Raw genomic sequence first — 20,367 nt, forward strand, 5'->3', positions numbered from 1 at the left:
GGGCCATGGGAGATCTTGAGATACGCGCCGCCGCCGCCGAGGACGTCCCCGCCATCGTCGCCCTGCTCGCGGACGACCCGCTGGGCGCGCTGCGCGAATCCCCCGACGACCTCGCGCCGTACCTGGCCGCCCTGGAACGGCTCCGTGCCGATCCGAACCAGCATCTGGTGGTCGCCGTGCGTCAGGGCCGTGTCATCGGCACCCTCCAGCTCACGATCGTCCCCGGGCTGTCCCGGCGCGGAGCCACCCGGTCGATCATCGAGGGGGTCCGCGTCCACGCCGGGGAACGCGGCAGCGGCCTGGGTACCCAGCTCATCGAGTGGGCGGTCGACACATCAAGGCGCGAGGGCTGCGCCCTGGTGCAGCTGACGACCGACCGGAGCCGCACCGACGCGCATCGCTTCTACGAACGGCTGGGCTTCGAGGCCTCGCACGTGGGCTACAAGCTGCCCCTGTGACCGCTTCGCGGGCCGATGGAGGTGCGCTCCGCGCGCCCCGGGCCACACCCCCCGACCGCGACCTCGGCCCGCGATGGTGGCCGTTTCACGTGAAACGGCCACCGCTCAACTCGTCGACGGCTAGCCGATGCCCCGCCACCCCTGCGGGTCCACGTCCCCGGGCACGGCGGAGCGGCTGTCGTACGGCTGACGGGTGAACACGAACGAGCCGAGATCGAGGTGGTCCACGGACCCGTCCGGCCGCCGTACGACCCGCAGCGGCTCACCGGCGTAGTACCCCTCCAGCCCCGTCCAGGTGCCGTCACCGTTCGCCCGGAACCGCGACCGGCGCCCGGGGCCGGCCAGCGGCTCCAGCGAGAGGAGCCCGTCGCCGGTCAGCCTCAGACCGAAGCCATGGGTTCCCCAGTACCACTGCCCCGCCAGCTCCAGCACCGCCGGATCGATGTCCCGCAAGGGCCGCCAGGGCTCCGGGATACGTGGTTCGGCATCGGCCACGATACGGACCAGGTCGGCTCCCACCGTGGTCGTCGGGACACCCGAGGTGCAGTTGGCCAGCACCACGGCGGCCACATCGTCGTCCACGGCGAGGGTGAGCGAGGCGAGGAAGCCGGGCAGCGACCCCGAGTGCCCCACCAGGAGCCGTTCGCCGGAGCGCCGCAGCTCCATTCCCAGCCCGTACGCGTACCCCGTCACCACGTCCGCCGCCGCGCCCGGGGCCGCAGGAGTGCGCATCTCCTGGAGCGACCGGAGGCCGAGCACCCGGTCGTCGCCCCGGGCGAGGAAGGAGGCGAACCGGCCGAGGTCCCCTGTCGTGGACCAGAGTTGCCCGGCCGGAGCCATCCGCCCGAGGTCCTCCACAGGCTCGGGGAGCATCACATCGGCCCACGGGTGCACGGCCCAGCCGCCCGCGTGCGGCGCCCTGGGCCGTACTCCCGTCGCGCTCAGCCCCAGCGGATCGAGCACCTCGCGCCGGAGGACGTCCTCCCACGCGGCCCCGCGCACCTTCTCGACCAGCGCGCCCAGCAGGGTGTAGCCCGGGTTCGAGTAGTGGAACCGCCTGCCGACCGGGTGCCGCAGCGGCTCCTCCCCCAGGACGTCGGACAGTTCGGGACGCAGCGTCCCCGGTGTCCGCTCCCACCAGGGGCCGGGCGCCTCGGCGGCCAGCCCGCCGGTGTGGGCCAGCAGGTCGACGAGGGTCGCGTCGCCCGCGCCGGTGCCCGGCAGATGCTTCTCCAGCGGGTCGCCGAGGTCGAGCAGGCCCTCGTCGCGCAGCCGCAGGACGAGCACGGCGGTGAAGGTCTTGGTGAGGGAGCCGATGCGGTACTGGGTGTGCTCGTCCGGTGCGTGTCCGTCCACCGACGTCCGCGCGCCGTGCCAGACCGTCCGGCCGTCCCGCACGACGGACGCGACGACCGAGGGCGCCCGCCCTTCGGCCTGGGCGACGGCGATCCGGTGCGTCAGGGCGCGACGGGTGCCGGGCAGCAGTTCATCCTGAGGTGTCGTCATGCCCCCAGTCCATCCGGGACGGCTGTGCGCGTCGAGCCCATTTCACCGGGCCGCGCCTCGCCGTGCGGCCGGACGCCCGCTCAGTCTCGGTCCGTGGCCTCCGGTACGGGGGGCAGCAGGGGGAACAGCCGCGTGATGAGTGCCACCGGCCGGGCATCCTCCGGGCGGGCCAGCGGCCGCTGTTCACGGTCCTGGTAGGGCGCGAGGGCCTGCCGGACCGCTTCCGCGACGCGGTTCATCTCCCCGGGCGTCAGATAGGCGACGGCGCTGAAGGCCGCGTCGTGGCGCCACTCGGGAGGGGCGCCGTCCCGCTGGGTCAGCCAGCGCTGCCAGCTCTCGTCCTCCAGCCCTCTGGCCAGATCGCCGAACGCGTCCTCGGCCGGCCCGTCGGCGGCGCGATCGTGCCGCACCAGGCGCCAGGGCCGGGCGCGTCCTCCGCGGTGCGGCGCCTCCTCGATGCGGCCGTGCCGGGCGAGCTGCCGCAGATGGAACGAGCACAGGCCGGAGCTGTAGCCCAGCCGGGACGCGGCCTCGGTGGCGGTGACGGTGCCGACCTCGGCGAGCAGCTCCAGCAGCGCGGTGCGGACCTCGTGCTCACGCAGTCCGCCGTCGGCGTCACCCGTACGGCCGCGCGGGATGTCACGGTCTTCAGTCACTTTGCAAAGTCTGCTACTTTGCAAAGCCCGGCGCAAGTCGAAGAGCCGCAGGTCGAAGAGCCGCAGGTCGAAGAGCCGCAGGTCGAAGAGCCGAAGAGCCGAGGAGAGACGCCGTGACCGAGCGAACCGGGCGTTCCCGCCCCGCCGACCGGCGGGTCCGCGTGCAGGGCCGTCCCGTCGACACCTTCCCGGACCGGACCGCGCGGGCGGAGCACGGCTCGTTCCGCCGGATCACGGTGGTGGGCGAGGAGGTGCTGAGCCGTCCGTGCCAGGAGGTGACCGCGTTCGGGACCGCGGAGCTGTCGGCGCTGATCGACGACATGTTCCTGACCATGTACCTGGCCGACGGGGCCGGTCTCGCCGCCAACCAGGTCGGCGTCGGCCTGCGGCTCTTCGTGTACGACTGCCCGGACGACGACGGGATCCGGCATGTCGGCCACCTGGTCAATCCGGTCCTGGAACTGCCCGAGCCGGGCGGCCGGCGGCTCATCGACGACGTCGAGGGCTGTCTGTCCGTACCCGGCGCGAACATGACCGTGCCCCGCACCGACCGCGCCGTGGTGCGCGGATTCGACCAGCAGGGCGCCCCGCTCGTCATCGAGGGCACGGGCTACTTCGCCCGCTGCCTCCAGCACGAGACCGACCACCTGGCCGGTCACACCTACCTGGACCGGCTCTCCGCACGCGACCGCAAGGACGCGCTGCGCCAGATGGCGGACCGCCGCGAGGCCGTCTTCGCCCAGCGGGCGTCCCGGGCCGCGGCGCTGAACAGCTGAGGCCCGGACGGCCGGGTGCACCGCACCGAGCCCCGAGCACAAGGGCTGCCGACGAGCCCGGATCGCGCCGATGCGTTTCCCGCGCCGCTCCGGTCCGTACGCCGGACACCCACGGACGGAAGGCTGGGCCATGCGGAAACTGATCTACGGCATGAACCTGACCCTGGACGGCTTCGTCGCCGCGGCCGGCGACGACATCGGCTGGAGCGGACCGCCGAGCGGCGAGTTGTTCCAGTGGTGGCTCGACCATGAGCAGGCGAACGGCCTGGCGCTGTACGGGCGCAAGCTGTGGGAGACGATGAGCTCCTCCTGGCCGACCGGCGACCGACAGCCGGGCGCCACCCCGGCGGAGATCGAGTTCGCGCGGAACTGGCGGGACACACCGAAGGTGGTGTTCTCCTCGACGCTCGACACGGTCGACCGGAACACCCGCCTGGTCACCGGCGACGCGATCGCGGAGATCACCCGGCTCAAGGCCGAGGACGGCGGCCCGATGACCATCGGCGGCGCCACGCTCGCCGGAGCGGCCCTGCGCGCCGGGCTGATCGACGAGTACGTGATCGCCGGTTGAGGTCAGCTCGTCGCTGCGCGTCCGAGGAGCCAGGCTCTTCGAGAGTCCGTGGATAGCGGCAACTCGCCGATGCGTCATCTGGGGACCGACCTGTTCCGGGGTGCCCGGTCGCGGAGGACAAGCAGGGTCCAGCCACGGCCGGCTGGATCGAGTGGTCTGGTCGCGGCTGTGAAGAGCTCGGCGGCCCGGCGGTAGGAAAGCCGTCCCCGGCCGGTCACCGGGCAGCGGTCAGCTGCCGGTGTGGGGGCCGGGGCCCGTCGGTCGGTGACGAACACCGGCCCCGCAGTGCGCCCGGCCAGCAGCATGGGCAGCAAGCGCGCCGTGCCCCGTTCCCAGCTCAGGGATGCTGCCGCGCGCGCCCGGGTGCGGCGACCAGGTAGGTCGAGGTCGTCGATATTGAGGGCAAGCACCTGTTCTACGGGGGCTCTCGACTCATGGAGGAGGTGCCACAGAGTCAACTCCCGGAGCGGAGCCCGCAAAGCGAGGGCAGCGTGGGCCCGATCCGGGTCGGCGGCGGTCACCCTCGTAGTCGTGGAAGCACCAGAGGCGCTCGGTACCGGTCCAGGACGCGGAGGCGGCGGTGCCAGTCCGGCGGCCGGGTCTGCGGTGATCCAGCCTTCTGCCAGCCACCACGCCGTAGCGGCTCGAAGGCAGGCCAGTTCGCGGGCCAGTGTGCGTGGTTCGGCAGCAGCGGCGCGGTCGGTCAGTCCCCGTTGCAGCCGCTCCGGGGCCTTCGGGTCGTCGAGCAGGGCAAACGGAACGACGGGTGGGTGAGCTCCCCGGCGCTCGCGACCGGCCGGAGCCCGGCGGTCGACCAATGGCCAGGACCACCCGACCAGCGAGATGCGGTACACGCGGCGGGAGGCGCTGCCGAGATCGGCCGCAGCGAGATAGCGGTCGACGGCGGCGCTGTACTCCACCGGCGCCGGACGAGGTGTGCCCACACTGTCGGTTTCACGCTGGATCACACTGGCCATCCGCAGTAAATAAACTCCATGGAGTTTGCCCCATTCTTCTTCCGGTGAGCCTACCACCAGGCATGTTGCAGTAAATAGAGGCCATTTACTGCGCCAGTTCAACCGGAACAATAATCACTCGCGAAAGACTCAGATTTCTTTCCCGGAAACGCTTGCAGGAAATAGGTTGATGGAGGAACAGTGCGGAGCCATGACGCTTCGCACTCGCCCGCCCGCTGCATCCAAGCCCCGAACAGCCACTCACCGCCTGCGCACGCTGCGATACTCCCGGTTCCGCCGCTTCCTCGCCGGCCAGAGCACGTCGTTACTCGGCACCGGGATGAACACGATCGGTACGACCTTCGCCGTGCTGCAGATGCCTGGCGGCGGGGTGGACGCCGTCGGCGTGGTGATGGCGGCGCGGATCCTCGCGGTGCTGGTCGTACTGCTACTCGGCGGCGTGTTCACCGATCGGCTCGGAGCCCGTGCAGTCATGCTGACAGCGGATCTGCTCCGGTTCGCCGCCCAGGGCACGCTGGCCGTACTGCTGTTCACCCATAGCGCGAAGGTCTGGGAAGTGGTCGTGCTGGCGGTGCTCCTCGGAATCGGTGAGGGAGGGTTCAGTCCGGGCCTGACAGCTCTGGTGCCCCACCTCGTTCCTGCGGATGACCTTGCGGACGCCAACTCGCTGCTGCAGATCACCCAGGCTGTGACCTCGGTCGCAGGTCCAGGTCTAGCCGGCCTGCTCATCGCTGTTTCTGATGCGGGCACCGTGGTCGCTGTCGACGCGGCCAGCTACGGCGTGAGCGTCATAGCCTTGGCTGGGCTGCCCCTGTCGCAGTTGGCCACGCCCCGCCATGGATTGTTCACCGACCTGGGACGCGGCTGGAAGGAGTTCACCTCCCGCACGTGGCTGTGGGTCACGACCCTCCACATCAGCCTCTTCAACTTCGTCCTCTGGGCACCGTTCCTGGTACTGGGCCCGACTCTTGCCCAGCAGCGGCTCGGCGGTGCCGGTGCCTGGGGGCTGGTGCTGGCCCTCTACGGCATCGGCTCAACCGGGGGCGGCCTGGCGCTGCTCGGCAGGAACCCCAGCCGGGCACTCGTCTGGTCCGTGGCCGCATCCGCGGGCTGGGCAGTCCCGGCGGCAGCGTTGGCGGCGCGGTTGTCGTTGGGCTGGGTGGCCGCAGCCGCACTCTTCGCAGGGGTCGGAGCAGCGGTGTGCAACACCCTCGTGACGACCGTCATGCAGCGCGAGATCCCCGCCGAGGTCCGCGGACGTGTCAGTGCGTTCGACAGCCTGGGTGCCTTCGCCCTGGGGCCGCTCGGGCTGGCGCTGGCCGGGCCGGTGTCGGGTGCCGTAGGGGCAGACCGGCTCCTCGGGCTGGGTGTGTTGTGGCAGCTGACCGCAGTCGGGGTGGTACTGGCGTTCCCGTCCGTTCGAAGGCACGGCGCAAGGTGACGGGTGGGGCTGTCTTCTTCGCCCTCCAGGGAGCCGAGGTCAGGTCTGGGCCATGTCCACGAAGCGGGAGTAGTGGCCCTGGAAGGCGACCGTGATCGTCGCGGTCGGGCCGTTACGGTGCTTGGCGACGATCAGGTCCGCCTCGCCCGCGCGCGGGGACTCCTTCTCATAGGCGTCCTCGCGGTGCAGCAGGATGACCATGTCCGCGTCCTGCTCGATGGAGCCGGACTCACGCAGGTCGGAGACCATCGGCTTCTTGTCGGTGCGCTGCTCGGGACCACGGTTGAGCTGGGAGAGGGCGATGACGGGCAGCTCCAGCTCCTTGGCGAGCAGCTTGAGGTTACGGGACATGTCCGAGACCTCCTGCTGACGGCTCTCGGCGCGCTTGGAACCGCCGGACTGCATCAGCTGGAGGTAGTCGATGACGACCAGCTTGAGGTCGTTGCGCTGCTTCAGACGGCGGCACTTGGCCCGGATCTCCATCATCGACAGGTTGGGGGAGTCGTCGATGTAGAGCGGGGCGGCGGAGACGTCCGGCATCCTGCGGGCCAGCCGGGTCCAGTCCTCGTCGGTCATCGTGCCCGAGCGCATGTGGTGCAGGGCGACGCGGGCCTCCGCGGACAGCAGTCGCATCGCGATCTCGTTGCGGCCCATCTCCAGCGAGAAGATGACGCTGGGCAGGTTGTGCTTGATGGAGGCGGCGCGCGCGAAGTCCAGGGCGAGCGTCGACTTGCCCATCGCGGGACGGGCGGCGATGACGACCATCTGGCCGGGGTGCAGGCCGTTCGTCAGCGAGTCGAAGTCGGTGAACCCGGTGGGCACGCCCGTCATCTCGCCGCTGCGCGACCCGATGGCCTCGATCTCGTCGAGGGCGCCTTCCATGATGTCGCCCAGCGGCAGGTAGTCCTCGCTGGTGCGCTGCTCGGTGACCGCGTAGATCTCGGCCTGGGCGCGGTTGACGATCTCGTCGACGTCGTCGTCGCCCGCGTAACCCATCTGGGTGATCCGGGTGCCGGCCTCGACCAGGCGGCGCAGCACCGCGCGCTCGTGGACGATCTCCGCGTAGTAGGCGGCGTTCGCCGCGGTGGGCACCGTCTGCACCAGCGTGTGCAGATACGAGGCACCGCCCACCTTGTTGATCTCGCCGCGCTTGGTCAGCTCGGCCGCGATGGTGATGGGGTCGGCGGGCTCGCCCTTGGCGTAGACGTCGAGGACGGCCTGGTAGATCGTCTCGTGGGCGGGCTTGTAGAAGTCGTGGCCCTTGAGGATCTCGACGACGTCCGCGATGGCGTCCTTGGACAGGAGCATGCCGCCGAGGACGGACTGCTCCGCGTCGAGGTCCTGCGGGGGGACCCGCTCGAAGGCCGAGCCGCCGCCCTCCCAGGCGTCGCCCTCCCGGCCCCGGTCGTGCTGTTCGTCGCGGCCGCGCCCTCCTTCGGGCCGCCGACGGGAGGCAGGCAGACGATCACCTGGTCCGCTGTCGGCCCACGGGTCGTCCAAGGGCTCGGAAATGCTCACCGAGCGGCCTCCTCCCGTCCGCCGAGCGGACCTCGCCGTGCCTCTCATTTCTACGGCACGGCACTGACATATCGAGCAGCCCGCCTCCGCTTCCGGCGCGTCGTCTCACGACGTGTTCGGGAGCAGGCGAAAGGAGCAGGCGCCGGACCACGGTAGGCCCCCGGGCACCGTCAGCCAATCTGGTTATCCACAGGCCATGTGGACGACGGGCCCGATGCTGTGGAGAACTCGGCGAAACCTGTGCACGACCCGGTGGACAGTGCTGTGAACAAGCCCTCGCAGGATTCCAGGGACCACTGCTGACCTGCTGGTTTCCCGTCCACCGGCTGTGCAGAAGAAAAACTTTCCCCATCGGACCAAGATCGCTTCGAACAGTGCGCACACCTGCACAGTTCACCAGCAAAAGTAAGGGTCCAAAGCGCTTTGCATCGCTTACCTGTGGACGGTTAGATTGGTGCCCATGACACAGGCCCCCGCACGACCTGCGGCCGACCGCCGTCGGCATGACCGAGAGATCGTCGCACTGGCGGTCCCGGCCTTCGGCGCACTCGTCGCCGAGCCGCTCTTCGTGCTGGCCGACAGCGCGATCGTCGGCCACCTCGGCACGGCGCAACTGGCCGGCCTCGGGGTCGCCTCCGCCCTGTTGACCACCGCCGTCAGCGTGTTCGTCTTCCTCGCCTACGCCACCACGGCCGCGGTCGCACGCCGCGTCGGCGCGGGCGATCTCCAGGCCGCGATCCGCCAGGGGATGGACGGCGTATGGCTGGCGCTGCTGCTCGGCGCCGCCGTCATCGTGACGGTCCTGCCCAGCGCACCGGCGCTGGTGGACCTCTTCGGCGCCTCGCACACGGCCGCCCCGTACGCGACCACGTATCTGCGGATCTCCGCCCTGGGCATCCCCGCCATGCTCGTCGTGCTCGCCGCCACCGGGGTGCTCCGCGGTCTCCAGGACACCCGGACCCCCCTCTACGTCGCCGTGGGCGGCTTCGTCGCCAATGCCGTCCTCAACGTCGGACTGGTCTACGGCGCCGGCCTCGGCATCGCGGGCTCCGCCTGGGGCACCGTGATCGCCCAGTGCGCCATGGCCGCGGTCTACCTCGTCGTGGTCGTCCGCGGAGCCCGCAGGCACGGCGCGTCCCTGCGCCCCGACGCCGCGGGCATCAGGGCTTGTGCACAGGCCGGTGTTCCCCTGCTGGTGCGCACGCTCTCCCTGCGGGCGATCCTGATGATCGCCACGGCGGTCGCGGCCCGCCTCGGTGACGCGGACATCGCCGCCCATCAGATCATCCTGTCCCTGTGGAGCCTGCTCGCCTTCGCGCTCGACGCCATCGCGATCGCCGGACAGGCCATCATCGGCCGCTTCCTGGGCGCCGGTGACACTGCGGGCGCCCGGGACGTCTGCCGGCGCATGGTGCAGTGGGGCGCGGTGGTCGGTGTCGTTCTCGGACTTCTCGTGGTCGTGAGCCGCCCGGTGTTCCTGCCCCTGTTCACCGGCGATGCCACGGTGAAGCACACCGCCCTTCCCGCTCTGCTGCTGGTGGCGCTCTCCCAGCCGGTCTGCGGCATCGTCTACGTCCTCGACGGCGTACTGATGGGCGCGGGCGACGGCCCGTACCTGGCCGGGGCGATGATCCTCACCCTGGCGGTGTTCACCCCCGCCGCGCTTCTGGTGCCCGTGTTCGGCGGCGGACTCACCGCGTTGTGGGCCGCGATGGCGCTCATGATGACCGTGCGCCTGCTGACCCTGTGGATACGAACCCGGTCGGGCCGCTGGCTGGTGACGGGCGCGACGCGCTGAGGCCGGCGCCCGTCCGTCACCGCCGCGGTGATCGAGCTGTTTCACGTGAAACCGTGAAAACCGGCGAGACCGCGAAACACGGACGCCCTTCCCACCTCGTGAGCCGCGCTCGCACGCCGTAGAGCCTGCACGGCACGGGCCCACCCGCGACCACGAAGAGGGGCCGCACCCAGCCGGGTGCGGCCCCTCTCTCAGCTGCGTTCAGCCGAGCACGGCGATCAGGCCGCGACGACCTCGATGCTGACCTTGGCGGCCACCTCGGGGTGCAGACGCACGGACGTCGCGTGGGCGCCCAGGGTCTTGATCGGCGCGCCCAGCTCGATGCGGCGCTTGTCGACCTCGGGACCACCGGCGGCCTTGATCGCCGAGGCGACGTCGGCCGGGGTGACGGAACCGAAGAGACGACCGGCGTCGCCGGAGCGGACGGCCAGACGGACCTTCACACCCTCGAGCTGGGCCTTGATCTGGTTGGCCTGCTCGATGGTCTGGATCTCGTGGATCTTGCGAGCACGACGGATCTGCTCGACGTCCTTCTCGCCACCCTTGGTCCAGCGGATCGCGAACTTCCGCGGGATCAGGTAGTTGCGAGCGTAACCGTCCTTGACGTCGACGACGTCGCCCGCGGCACCGAGGCCGGTGACCTCGTGGGTCAGGATGATCTTCATGAATGGCTCACCCTTCCCTTATCGCGCGGTGGAGGTGTAGGGCAGCAGCGCCATCTCACGGCTGTTCTTGACGGCCGTGGCGACGTCACGCTGGTGCTGCGTGCAGTTGCCGGTCACGCGGCGGGCACGGATCTTGCCGCGGTCGGAAATGAACTTCCGCAGCATGTTCGTGTCCTTGTAGTCCACGTACGTGACCTTGTCCTTGCAGAAAGCGCAGACCTTCTTCTTAGGCTTGCGCACAGGCGGCTTCGCCATGGTGTTTCTCCTGTGTGATCAAGAAGTGTGGGTACGGCCCACCCTCGGTCCGGCCGGGTCCGGGGACCCGGTGCACAGACCTAGAAGGGGGGCTCGTCCGAGTAGCCGCCACCGCCGCCGGAGCCGGAGCCGGAACCGCCACCCCAGCCGCCGCCACCCTGGTTGCCACCGGCAGGAGCGCCGGTCGCCCACGGGTCGTCGGCGGGAGCGCCGCCACCGCCCTGCTGGCCGCCGCCGGGGCCGCCGCCCCAGCCGCCGCCACCCTGGCCGCCACCGCCACCGCCACCGTAACCACCCTGGCCGCCGCCGCGGCCGCTGGTCTTGGTGACCTTGGCCGTGGCATTGCGCAGGCTGGCGCCGACTTCCTCGACGTCCAGCTCGTAGACCGTGCGCTTGACGCCCTCACGGTCCTCGTAGGACCGCTGCTTCAGCCGGCCCTGCACGATGACGCGCATGCCTCGCTGGAGCGACTCCGCGACGTTCTCCGCCGCCTGACGCCAGACCGAGCAGGTCAGGAAGAGGCTCTCGCCGTCCTTCCACTCGTTCGTCTGGCGGTCGAAGGTGCGGGGCGTGGACGCGACGCGGAACTTCGCGACCGCCGCACCGGAGGGGGTGAAGCGCAGCTCGGGGTCGTCGACGAGATTGCCGACGACCGTGATGACGGTCTCGCCTGCCATGGGGGTACCTCTCGGCGGGTTTGCTGCTGGCTGCTGGTGCTGCTACTCGGATCCCGAGATCGCTGAGCCGGGGCTCAGTGGGTCTCGGGGCGGAGGACCTTGGTCCGGAGGACCGACTCGTTCAGGTTCATCTGGCGGTCGAGCTCCTTGACGACCGCAGGCTCGGCCTGCAGGTCGATGACCGAGTAGATGCCCTCGGGCTTCTTCTTGATCTCGTACGCGAGACGGCGACGGCCCCAGGTGTCGATCTTCTCGACCTTTCCGCCACCGTCACGGACGACAGAAAGGAAGTTCTCGATCAGCGGGGAGACAGCGCGCTCCTCGACATCGGGGTCGAGGATGACCATCACCTCGTAGTGACGCATGTGGAACCCACCTCCTTCGGACTCAGCGGCCACGGTCGTTCCGTGGCAGGAGGGTTGTGATGCGTACGCAATCGTGTGTGCCAGTAAAACAGCCGGCACTGACAACGGGGCCGGACCGGCGGATTCTCCGGGCCGTCCTCGGGTTGTCCCGTGCGCGGGCCGGGCAGACACAAGTGCAGACGGTACAGACTACCCGCACCCGGCTTCCGGTTGAAATCCGGGCACAGAACCCGGCAATCTGGACACCTCGGGTGACTCGGCGCTACGAAGCGCTGCCTCTCGCAGGAGGTGCCCCATGGCACAGACGATGCGACCGAACACCGCCGCGAACAACGGCCTCCTCGCCACGGACGGCAAGTCCCACCCTCTCCAGGACGCGCTGCTCGCGACGACCCTGGTGCTGGGCGTCCTCGCCTTCATCACCGGCCTCCTCTTCCACAGCCTGCATCTGGTGAGCTCCTGGGCCGGGCTGGTGGGCATCCTCACCGGCGCGTACGGCCAGTGGATCTCGGTGACCACGCGCGAGCGCTTCGGCCTCATCCTCGGTCTCGGCGCCTCGGCGATCGGGTTCTTCCTCGGCATGGCCCACGGCGGCCTCTTCGGCGGCGTCATCAGCTGACGCCGCACCGGGCCGGCCGGATCGCGGACGGCGTCCGCCGCACCCCGCGGGCGCCGTCCGCGCGCCGTGCGCCGCTGCCGCCCCGGGCGACAGGCCGGGGCGAAGGTGGTGTGCGGCCAGTCTGCGCGCTCCCCTGGCGCAGTAGGCTTCGGCGCGAGAGCCGGAGCCCCTGAACCCATGGGGACACGCCAGCCCGAGGAGCGCCCCGAATGAGCCTGACCCTGAGGACCATCAGTCGAGAGCAGCATCTGGCCTACATCCAGAGCCTGCCGGCGGCGAGTCACATGCAGGTCCCGGCCTGGGCCGACGTCAAGGCGGAGTGGCGCTCCGAGAGCCTCGGCTGGTTCGACGAGCGTACGGGGTACATGGTCGGCGCCGGGCTCGTGCTGTACCGCCAGCTGCCCAAGATCAAGCGCTACCTCGCGTATCTGCCCGAGGGCCCGGTCATCAACTGGTTCGCGCCCAACCTCGACGACTGGCTCCAGCCGATGCTGGCCCATCTGAAGCGGCAGGGCGCCTTCTCGGTCAAGATGGGTCCGCCGGTGATCATCCGGCGCTGGAACTCCGAGAGCATCAAGAAGGGCATCCAGGACGCGGACGTCAAGCGGCTGCGCGACCTGGAGGCCGACTTCATCGAGCCGCGCGCCTTCGAGGTCGCCGACAAGCTGCGCCGCATGGGCTGGCAGCAGGGCGAGGACGGCGGTGCCGGCTTCGGGGACGTCCAGCCCCGCTACGTCTTCCAGGTGCCGCTGGCCAACCGCTCCCTGGAAGAGGTCCACAAGAACTTCAACCAGCTGTGGCGCCGCAACATCAAGAAGGCCGAGAAGGCCGGTGTCGAGGTCGTCCAGGGCGGCTACCACGACCTGGAGGAGTGGCAGCGGCTGTACGAGATCACGGCCGTGCGCGACCACTTCCGGCCCCGGCCGCTGTCGTACTTCCAGCGCATGTGGTCCGCCCTCAACACCGAGGACCCCAACCGCATGCGGCTGTACTTCGCCCGGCACAACGGGGTGAACCTGGCCGCGGCGACGATGCTCATCGTCGGCGGGCACGTCTGGTACTCCTACGGCGCCTCGGACAACATCGGCCGCGAGGTCCGGCCCTCGAACGCGATGCAGTGGCGGATGCTGCGCGACGCCTACGCGCTCGGCGCCACGGTCTACGACCTGCGCGGCATCTCCGACTCGCTGGACGAGACCGACCACCTCTTCGGCCTGATCCAGTTCAAGGTCGGCACCGGCGGCCAGGCGGCCGAGTACCTCGGCGAGTGGGACTTCCCGCTGAACAAGCTGCTCCACAAGGCGCTCGACATCTACATGTCGCGGCGCTGACCCCGCGCTCCGCTCCGACGGCGCCGGTGGTCCCCTCCACCTCTCTGCCACACCTCACCACACCGCAGCCACGAGAAAGGTCCCAGGTCCGGCCATGGCGCTCACGCTCTACGTCGACACCGCGCGCTGGCGGGCGCATCACAAGCACGTGCAGGAGCAGTTCCCCGGACTGGTCCCGGTCTGCAAGGGCAACGGCTACGGCTTCGGGCACGAGCGCCTGGCCGAGGAGGCCACCCGGCTCGGCTCGGACATCCTCGCCGTCGGCACGACGTACGAGGCCGCCCGGATCAAGGACTGGTTCGGGGGCGACCTGCTGGTGCTGACGCCCTACCGGCGCGGCGAGGAGCCGGTGCCCCTGCCCGACCGGGTGATCCGCTCGGTGTCCTCCATCGACGGCGTCTACGGCCTGGTCGGAGCCCGCGTCGTCATCGAGGTGATGTCCTCGATGAAGCGGCACGGTGTCAGCGAGCAGGAGCTGCCGCAGCTGCACGCCGCCATCGAGAACGTCCGCCTGGAGGGCTTCGCGATCCATCTGCCGCTGGACCGGACGGACGGCTCGGACGCCGTCGAGGAGGTCATCGGCTGGATGGACCGGCTGCGCGCGGCCCGGCTTCCGCTGCACACCATGTTCGTCAGCCATCTGAAGGCCGACGAACTCGCCCGGCTCCAGCAGCAGTTCCCGCAGACCCGCTTCCGTGCCCGGATCGGCACCCGGCTGTGGCTGGGCGACCACGAGGCCACCCAGTACCGCGGCGCGGTCCTGGACGTGACGCGTGTGGCCAAGGGCGACCGCTTCGGCTACCGGCAGCAGAAGGTGGCCTCCGACGGCTTCCTGGTGGTCGTGGCGGGCGGTACGTCGCACGGCGTGGGTCTGGAGGCGCCCAAGGCGCTGCACGGCGTCATGCCGCGCGCCAAGGGCGTCGCACGGGCCGGCCTCGCCACCGTGAACCGGAACCTCTCGCCGTTCGTCTGGGGCGGCAAGCAGCGCTGGTTCGCCGAGCCGCCGCACATGCAGGTCTCGATCCTGTTCGTGCCCTCGGACGCGCCGGAACCGACGGTCGGCGACGAACTCGTCGCCCATCTGCGGCACACCACCACGCAGTTCGACCGGATCGTGGACCGCTGAGCCCGGTCGCCGTCACGCGTGGATGAGGCCCTGCCCGGTGGTCACCGGGCAGGGCCTCATGCAGGGCATACAGGGCGCCATCAGCGCCGTTCGCTCAGAGCGAACGCCCCTCGGGGTGCTCCGGCTCTTCGCGGTGCTCCGCGGGGACACCGGCCCATTCGGCCTCGGCGTCGACGTCGGCGTCCTCGTAGAAGGCCATGTGCCGTGCCGGGCGGGCCGCGGCTCCCAGCACGAAGACGTCCTCGGCCCCGTCGAGCACACCGCCCGAGGGATCGTCGTCCCCGGACCGGCGCACCACGTCGCGGTCCGGCACGAGGATGTCGCGCACGACGACCGCGCACAGGTACAGCGTCCCCGCCAGGTGGACGGCGATCGCCCAGTGGTAGCCGTCGGTCGGCAGTCCCTTGTGGGCGTCTCCGCTGGTCGTGTACGCGAGGTACAGCCAGATCCCGAGGAAGTACGCCACCTCGCACGCCTGCCAGATCAGGAAGTCGCGCCACTTCGGGCGGGCGAGCACGGCCAGCGGGATCAGCCACAGGACGTACTGCGGTGAGTAGACCTTGTTGGTGAGGATGAAGACCGCCACGATCAGGAAGGCGAGCTGGGCGAACCGCGGTCGGCGCGGGGCCATGAGCGTGAGCGCCGCGATACCGAGGGAGCACACCACCACCAGCAGCGTGGCCACGGTGTTCACGAAGTCGGTGCTGGGCGGGTCGGTCGAGTTCTGGGCCCAGATCAGCCAGAAGGATCCGAAGTCGACGCCCCGGTCGTGGCTGAACCGGTAGAACTGCCACCAGCCGTCACCGGCGAAGGCCATCACCGGCAGATTGACGACCAGCCAGGCGACGACCGCGCCTGCGAGCGCCTTGCCGAACTCGCGCCACCGGCCGGCCCGCCAGCACAGGACGAGCAGCGGGCCCAGCAGCAGCGCGGGATAGAGCTTGGCGGCCGTGGCGAGCCCGAGCAGGACACCGAAGGCGACGGGACGCTCGCGCGCCCACATCAGCATCGCCGCGGCCGTCAGGGCGACCGCCAGCAGGTCCCAGTTGATCGTGGCGGTCAGGGCCAGGGCCGGCGCCAGGGCGACCAGCAGGCCGTCCCACGGGCGCCGGGCGTGTGTCCGGGTCACACAGACCGCGATGACGGCCGCGCACGCCATGAGCATCCCGGCGTTGACCATCCAGTACCAGCGCTCCTGGTGCTGGATGCTGCCGCTGTGCGGGGTCAGCCAGGAGGCCACCTCCATGAACACACCGGTCAGGACCGGGTACTCGAGGTAGGGCATGTCCCCGGTGAGCTTGTCGAAGTACGGCACGAGCCCGTCGGCGAATCCACGCCCCTGGTAGAGGTGCGGGATGTCCGAGTAGCAGGCCTTCGTGTACTGCGAACTCGCGCCGAAGAACCAGGCGCTGTGGTAGCACGGCGCCTTCTGGACCAGGCCGAGGGCGAACATGCCGATCGCGACCAGGGCGATCACCCGCACCGGGGACCACCAGGACGTCCCGAGCAGCGCGTACCGTCCGACAGGGCCGCCGATCAGCTCACTGCCGGCCGCGGCGACCTCGTCCTCCTCGGTCGGCCGGACCGGGCCTGGCTCGTGCACGCTCGCTTGCGTCGATTCAGCACTGGGCATGCCGCACATCCTGCCGTACGCGTCAGTGAAAACGCCGTGGGCCGCCGCACCCGGTGGGTGCGGCGGCCCGTGTTTCACGTGAAACGGTCCGGCGGAGCGATGCCCCGGCTCATGGCCGACGGCGGCGAGGAGGCGGCCCCAGCCGCTGTGGCACCGTCTCTACGGCCACCACGACGACTTCGTGGGCGACGGTGAGGTGCCGGTGCCTCCGTTCGCATCGCCCCCGCCACCGGGTCCACCGCCGTCGCCGCCATCACCCCCATTGCCGCCGTTGGCACCATTGCTGCCGTTGGCCCCGTTGTTTCCGTTCTGTCCACCGATGTCGTCGCAGCCCCAGAAGTTGCAGTGCGTCTGCGTGGGCGACGGCGGAGGCGGCGGCGCGACCGGGCTGTTCTCCGGCTTGCTGGGAGTGGTCGACGGGGACGGAATGTTCTCCTCGGTCCGGGTGGCCGTCGGAGTGGGCGTCGGGCTGGGCGCGGCGTTGACGATCTCACCGATGGGCTCGGGCGTCGGGAACTTCTCCGCGGGCTGGCCCTTGAGCGCTTCCATCATGTAGTCGTGCCAGATCTCGGACGGGAACGAGGAGCCGTGGATCTTGTCCTGGCCACCGGTGTGGTACATCTCCAGGAACGTGCGCGACTTGTTCTTCTCGTTGTCGTCCAGCCGGAACATGCTGATCGCGGTGGACAGCTGCGGGGTGTAGCCGACGAACCAGGCCGACTTGTTGCCGTCGGTGGTACCGGTCTTGCCCGCCACTTCCCGTCCGGGCAGCTTGGCGTTGGTACCGGTGCCCTTCTCGACCACGGTCTTCAGGACGTCGGTGACGTTGTCGGCGACGTTGGCGTCGAAGGCCTGCTTGGCCGCGCTCTTGTGCTCGTAGACCGTACCGTCCTGGTTGTCGATCTTCATGACGGAGAACGGTTCGTTCTGCTTCCCGCTGGTGGCGAACGTCGCGTAGGCGCCCGCCATGCGGATCGCGCTCGGGTCGGAGATACCGATGGAGAACGACGGGAAGGTGGTGCCGGTCAGGCTGTCCTTCTTCAGGCCCGCGTCCAGCGCGGCCTTCTCGACCTTGTCCAGGCCGACGTCCATGCCGAGCTGCACGAAGGCGGTGTTGACCGACTGCCGCATCGCCTCACGCAGGTCGATCATGTAGTTGGGCGCGGTACCGACCGACTCGTTGTCGTCGTTCGTCTGGAGCCACTCCTCGCCCTTCTCGTTCTTCCAGACGGTCCCGTCGTACCTCTTGATCTTGAGCTTGTTCTTGCCGCTGAAGCGGCTCTTGGGGGAGACGAGGGTGCGTTCGTCCGCCCCCTGGTTCTCGCCCCCGTCCGGATCACGGACACCGTCACGCATGGCCGCCGCCAGCACGAACGGCTTGAACGTCGAACCGACCTGCGCACCGGTGGCGTCCGCGTTGTCGGTGAAGTGCTTGGTCCAGTCCTCACCGCCGTAGATCGCCTTGATGGCACCCGTCTTGGAGTCCACCGAGGCGCCGCCGAACTGCACGTGCGTGTCGTACTTCGGACGCTTCTTGGGGTCGATGTTGTTCTTCTGGACCTTCTCCACCGCGGCCTTCAGCTTGTCGACCTTGTCCTTCTCGAAGGTCGTGTGGATCTGGTAGCCGCCCTGCTGGAGCTTGTCCGCGGTGATGCCGGTGTTGTTGATCACGTAGGCCTTGGCGAGGTCGACGAGATAGCCGACCTGGCCGCTCAGCCGGGTGTTCGACCGGGGGCTCTGCCACTTGGGCAGCGACCGGTACTTGTCCCGCTCCGCGGCGCTCAGATGCCCGTACTCGACCATCTTGTTGAGCGTGTCCTGCATCTGGTTCATGACGCGCTTGGTGTTGGCCTGGGGTGTCGCCGACGGGTCGATGGACGTCGATCCGGCCGGGTCGTAGTACGTGGCGCCCTTGAGCACCGCTGCCAGGAAGGCGCACTCGCCGGCGTCCAGGTTCTTGGCGTCCTTGTTGAAGTAGGCCCGGGACGCCGCCTGGAGCCCGTAGGCCCCGCGACCGTAGTAGGAGGAGTTGAGGTACCCCGCCATGATCTGGTCCTTGGGCACCTTGGTCCCGACCTTGATCGACACGAAGATCTCCTTGAACTTGCGGGAGATCGTCTGCGACTGGTCGTTCAGCATCGCGTTCTTGACGTACTGCTGGGTGATGGTGGACCCGCCCTGGGTCTGCTGACCCCGGGCCATGTTGAGCAGGGCGCGCGTGATGCCCTTGGGGTCGATGCCGCTGTCGGTCTCGAAGGTCTTGTTCTCCTGCGAGATGACCGCGTTGCGCATGTTCTTGGGGATGTCCGAGTAGCTCAGGATCTGGCGGTTGATCTCGCCGCCCGTCCGGACCATCTCGCTGCCGTCGGCCCAGTAGTACACGTTGTTCTGGGCGGTCGCGGTCTCCTGGATGTTCGGGACGCTCACCATCGCGTACCCGATGCCGGCCACCGCCACCAGGCTGCCGACGAAGCCGATGAACAGCCCCGTGACCAGCTTCCAGGACGGCATCCAGCGCCGCCAGCCGTACTTGCCCGCGCGCGGATAGTCGATGAACCGCTTCTTGGCGGGTGGAGCCGTCCGGCCCTGGCCGCGTCCGGGCCCGGTGGGGCCACCGGGCCCGCCTCCGCGCCGCCGGCCGCCGCGCTGCGCCGCCCGGCGGGCCTCGGCCCGGCCGCCGTAGGGGCGCTCCTCCTGTGCCGCGCCGTACGAGCCAGACCCGTGGGACGTGGACCCGGAGGCGGACCCAGCGGAGTCGGCTGAAGATCCGTTGGCGCCTCGCGGTGCCGCGCGGCGGCCGGAGGACGAGCCGGACTGGCCGCGTCGGGCCGCGGCACGTCCGCCTCCCTGCGGCTGCGGCGGTTTGCGACGGTGCTCGCTCATCGAACGATTACTCCTCGGGCAGGCGCACCCGTGCGCGCCTGGAAACAGCGGCTGGTTTCCGGTCCCCCCGAACGTACGGATGTGGCCGGTCGCGCCTTCACCCGTACTGCACCAGGGACAAGGACGTCCCCATGCGTCGCTAGGTTCCCGGTGTCATGCATGGCGGACAGACTACGCACCGTCAAAACCCACCGGGTCCCGAAGTTCACCCCAAATCAGGCAACTTGGCTGCAACGAAACGGTGATGTGATCCCGTTCACCCTGTCCCCCCTTGTCGCACGCGCGGGGTCGTTCTATCGTCTGGATGTATCGAGTCGATACATCAGCGCGACATAAAGACCGTCACGGCACCCGGTACGGCGTGAGCCGGCGCCGGGTCGCGGCAGAGAGGAGGCGACGATGGGCCGACGTTCCGGAATCCTTGAGTTCGCCGTACTCGGCCTGCTCCGCGAGTCCCCGATGCACGGCTATGAGCTGCGCAAACGGCTCAATACGTCGCTGGGTGTGTTCCGTGCGTTCAGTTACGGGACGCTGTATCCCTGCCTCAAGACGCTGGTCGCCAACGGCTGGTTGACCGAGGAACCGGGGAACACCACCGAGGACGCCCTCGCCGCCCCGCTCGCCGGGCGCCGCGCGAAGATCGTCTACCGGTTGACGGCAGAAGGTAAGGAGCACTTCGAGGAGCTGCTCTCCCAGACCGGCCCCGACGCGTACGACGACGAGCACTTCGCCGCGCGCTTCGCCTTCTTCGGGCAGACCTCGCGCGATGTGCGCATGCGCGTGCTCGAGGGCCGCCGCAGCCGGCTGGAGGAGCGTCTGGAGAAGATGCGCGCCTCCCTCGCGCGCACCAGGGAGCGCCTCGACGACTACACCCTCGAGCTCCAGCGCCACGGAATGGAGTCCGTGGAGCGCGAAGTGCGCTGGCTGAACGAGCTCATCGAGAGTGAGCGGGCCGGGCGGGACCTCAAGGGTTCCGCCGACGGGGGGACCGCTCAGCAGGACACCACCAATGGAGCGACGGGCGGCCTGCCCCGGACCGGGGATCCTTCCCGGCCGGATACGCCCGGCGACACCGCCACGTGAGGTCCCGTCGGGGCTTCACCGAGTACACA

At 69.7% G+C, this 20,367-nt stretch carries 17 protein-coding genes and 1 pseudogene; 9 read left to right on the forward strand and 9 right to left on the reverse strand.

Annotated features, from left to right (window positions below):
• Positions 1-5 precede the first annotated feature (5 nt).
• Positions 6-458, forward strand: a complete 453-nt coding sequence (locus tag A8713_RS15575; RefSeq protein WP_064534037.1) for a GNAT family N-acetyltransferase — start codon at positions 6-8, stop codon at positions 456-458.
• Positions 459-578: 120 nt separating this feature from the next.
• On the opposite strand, the gene A8713_RS15580 is transcribed toward A8713_RS15575, so the two are convergent.
• Together A8713_RS15580 and A8713_RS15585 are read right to left on the reverse strand one after the other, a co-directional pair.
• Entirely contained in the window at positions 579-1,964 is a 1,386-nt protein-coding gene (locus A8713_RS15580; RefSeq protein WP_064534038.1) for a serine hydrolase domain-containing protein, read from the reverse strand.
• An 80-nt stretch (positions 1,965-2,044) separates the two neighbouring features.
• Complete coding sequence (locus tag A8713_RS15585; RefSeq protein ID WP_064534039.1) at positions 2,045-2,620, reverse strand: winged helix-turn-helix domain-containing protein; 576 nt, start codon at positions 2,618-2,620, stop codon at positions 2,045-2,047.
• Positions 2,621-2,733: 113 nt separating this feature from the next.
• Between A8713_RS15585 and def the strand changes: the two genes are divergently transcribed.
• The 3 genes and pseudogenes from def to A8713_RS15600 all read left to right on the forward strand — a co-directional run bounded on the left by def (position 2,734) and on the right by A8713_RS15600 (position 6,385).
• Positions 2,734-3,396 carry a peptide deformylase gene (gene def / locus A8713_RS15590; RefSeq protein ID WP_064534041.1) on the forward strand — a complete coding sequence of 221 codons (663 nt, stop codon included), beginning with the start codon at positions 2,734-2,736 and terminating at the stop codon, positions 3,394-3,396.
• 130 nt (positions 3,397-3,526) lie between these two features.
• Positions 3,527-3,961: pseudogene (locus A8713_RS15595) on the forward strand (dihydrofolate reductase family protein); the annotation flags it as partial.
• 1,173 nt (positions 3,962-5,134) lie between these two features.
• Positions 5,135-6,385, forward strand: a complete 1,251-nt coding sequence (locus tag A8713_RS15600; RefSeq protein WP_064537525.1) for an MFS transporter — start codon at positions 5,135-5,137, stop codon at positions 6,383-6,385.
• A gap of 39 nt (positions 6,386-6,424) precedes the next feature.
• Here A8713_RS15600 and dnaB read toward each other — a convergent pair whose 3' ends face one another.
• Positions 6,425-7,903: a replicative DNA helicase gene (gene dnaB, locus A8713_RS15605; RefSeq protein ID WP_064534043.1), complete on the reverse strand. Its 1,479-nt coding sequence runs from the start codon at positions 7,901-7,903 to the stop codon at positions 6,425-6,427.
• A gap of 460 nt (positions 7,904-8,363) precedes the next feature.
• Between dnaB and A8713_RS15610 the strand changes: the two genes are divergently transcribed.
• Positions 8,364-9,701, forward strand: a complete 1,338-nt coding sequence (locus A8713_RS15610) for an MATE family efflux transporter (protein ID WP_064534045.1) — start codon at positions 8,364-8,366, stop codon at positions 9,699-9,701.
• A gap of 218 nt (positions 9,702-9,919) precedes the next feature.
• On the opposite strand, the gene rplI is transcribed toward A8713_RS15610, so the two are convergent.
• From rplI to rpsF, 4 genes are all read right to left on the reverse strand, one after another.
• On the reverse strand, positions 9,920-10,366 hold the full coding sequence (rplI, locus tag A8713_RS15615) for a 50S ribosomal protein L9 (RefSeq protein ID WP_018566241.1): 447 nt from the start codon (positions 10,364-10,366) through the stop codon (positions 9,920-9,922).
• 18 nt (positions 10,367-10,384) lie between these two features.
• Positions 10,385-10,621 carry a 30S ribosomal protein S18 gene (gene rpsR / locus A8713_RS15620; RefSeq protein WP_003949403.1) on the reverse strand — a complete coding sequence of 79 codons (237 nt, stop codon included), beginning with the start codon at positions 10,619-10,621 and terminating at the stop codon, positions 10,385-10,387.
• 80 nt (positions 10,622-10,701) lie between these two features.
• The gene (locus tag A8713_RS15625) at positions 10,702-11,298 is read right to left on the reverse strand and encodes a single-stranded DNA-binding protein (RefSeq protein WP_018566240.1); all 597 of its coding nucleotides are present in this window, start codon (positions 11,296-11,298) and stop codon (positions 10,702-10,704) included.
• A gap of 74 nt (positions 11,299-11,372) precedes the next feature.
• The gene (gene rpsF / locus A8713_RS15630; protein ID WP_018566239.1) at positions 11,373-11,663 is read right to left on the reverse strand and encodes a 30S ribosomal protein S6; all 291 of its coding nucleotides are present in this window, start codon (positions 11,661-11,663) and stop codon (positions 11,373-11,375) included.
• A 295-nt stretch (positions 11,664-11,958) separates the two neighbouring features.
• Between rpsF and A8713_RS15635 the strand changes: the two genes are divergently transcribed.
• From A8713_RS15635 to A8713_RS15645, 3 genes are all read left to right on the forward strand, one after another.
• Positions 11,959-12,282: a hypothetical protein gene (locus A8713_RS15635; RefSeq protein WP_018566238.1), complete on the forward strand. Its 324-nt coding sequence runs from the start codon at positions 11,959-11,961 to the stop codon at positions 12,280-12,282.
• Positions 12,283-12,491: 209 nt separating this feature from the next.
• Positions 12,492-13,613: a peptidoglycan bridge formation glycyltransferase FemX gene (femX, locus tag A8713_RS15640; protein ID WP_064534046.1), complete on the forward strand. Its 1,122-nt coding sequence runs from the start codon at positions 12,492-12,494 to the stop codon at positions 13,611-13,613.
• 94 nt (positions 13,614-13,707) lie between these two features.
• Entirely contained in the window at positions 13,708-14,739 is a 1,032-nt protein-coding gene (locus A8713_RS15645; protein WP_018566236.1) for an alanine racemase, read from the forward strand.
• A 94-nt stretch (positions 14,740-14,833) separates the two neighbouring features.
• On the opposite strand, the gene A8713_RS15650 is transcribed toward A8713_RS15645, so the two are convergent.
• A complete protein-coding gene (locus A8713_RS15650; protein WP_389596855.1) occupies positions 14,834-16,372 on the reverse strand; it encodes a glycosyltransferase family 87 protein in 1,539 nt (512 codons plus the stop codon).
• A gap of 159 nt (positions 16,373-16,531) precedes the next feature.
• Positions 16,532-19,255 carry a transglycosylase domain-containing protein gene (locus tag A8713_RS15655; RefSeq protein WP_079158981.1) on the reverse strand — a complete coding sequence of 908 codons (2,724 nt, stop codon included), beginning with the start codon at positions 19,253-19,255 and terminating at the stop codon, positions 16,532-16,534.
• 399 nt (positions 19,256-19,654) lie between these two features.
• Here A8713_RS15655 and A8713_RS15660 point away from each other — a divergent pair, with 399 nt between their 5' ends.
• Positions 19,655-20,338, forward strand: coding sequence for a PadR family transcriptional regulator (locus A8713_RS15660; protein WP_018566233.1), 684 nt, complete (start codon positions 19,655-19,657; stop codon positions 20,336-20,338).
• Positions 20,339-20,367: the final 29 nt, after the last annotated feature.

The sequence above is a fragment of the Streptomyces sp. SAT1 genome (genome assembly GCF_001654495.1).
Lineage (GTDB): Bacteria > Actinomycetota > Actinomycetes > Streptomycetales > Streptomycetaceae > Streptomyces > Streptomyces andamanensis.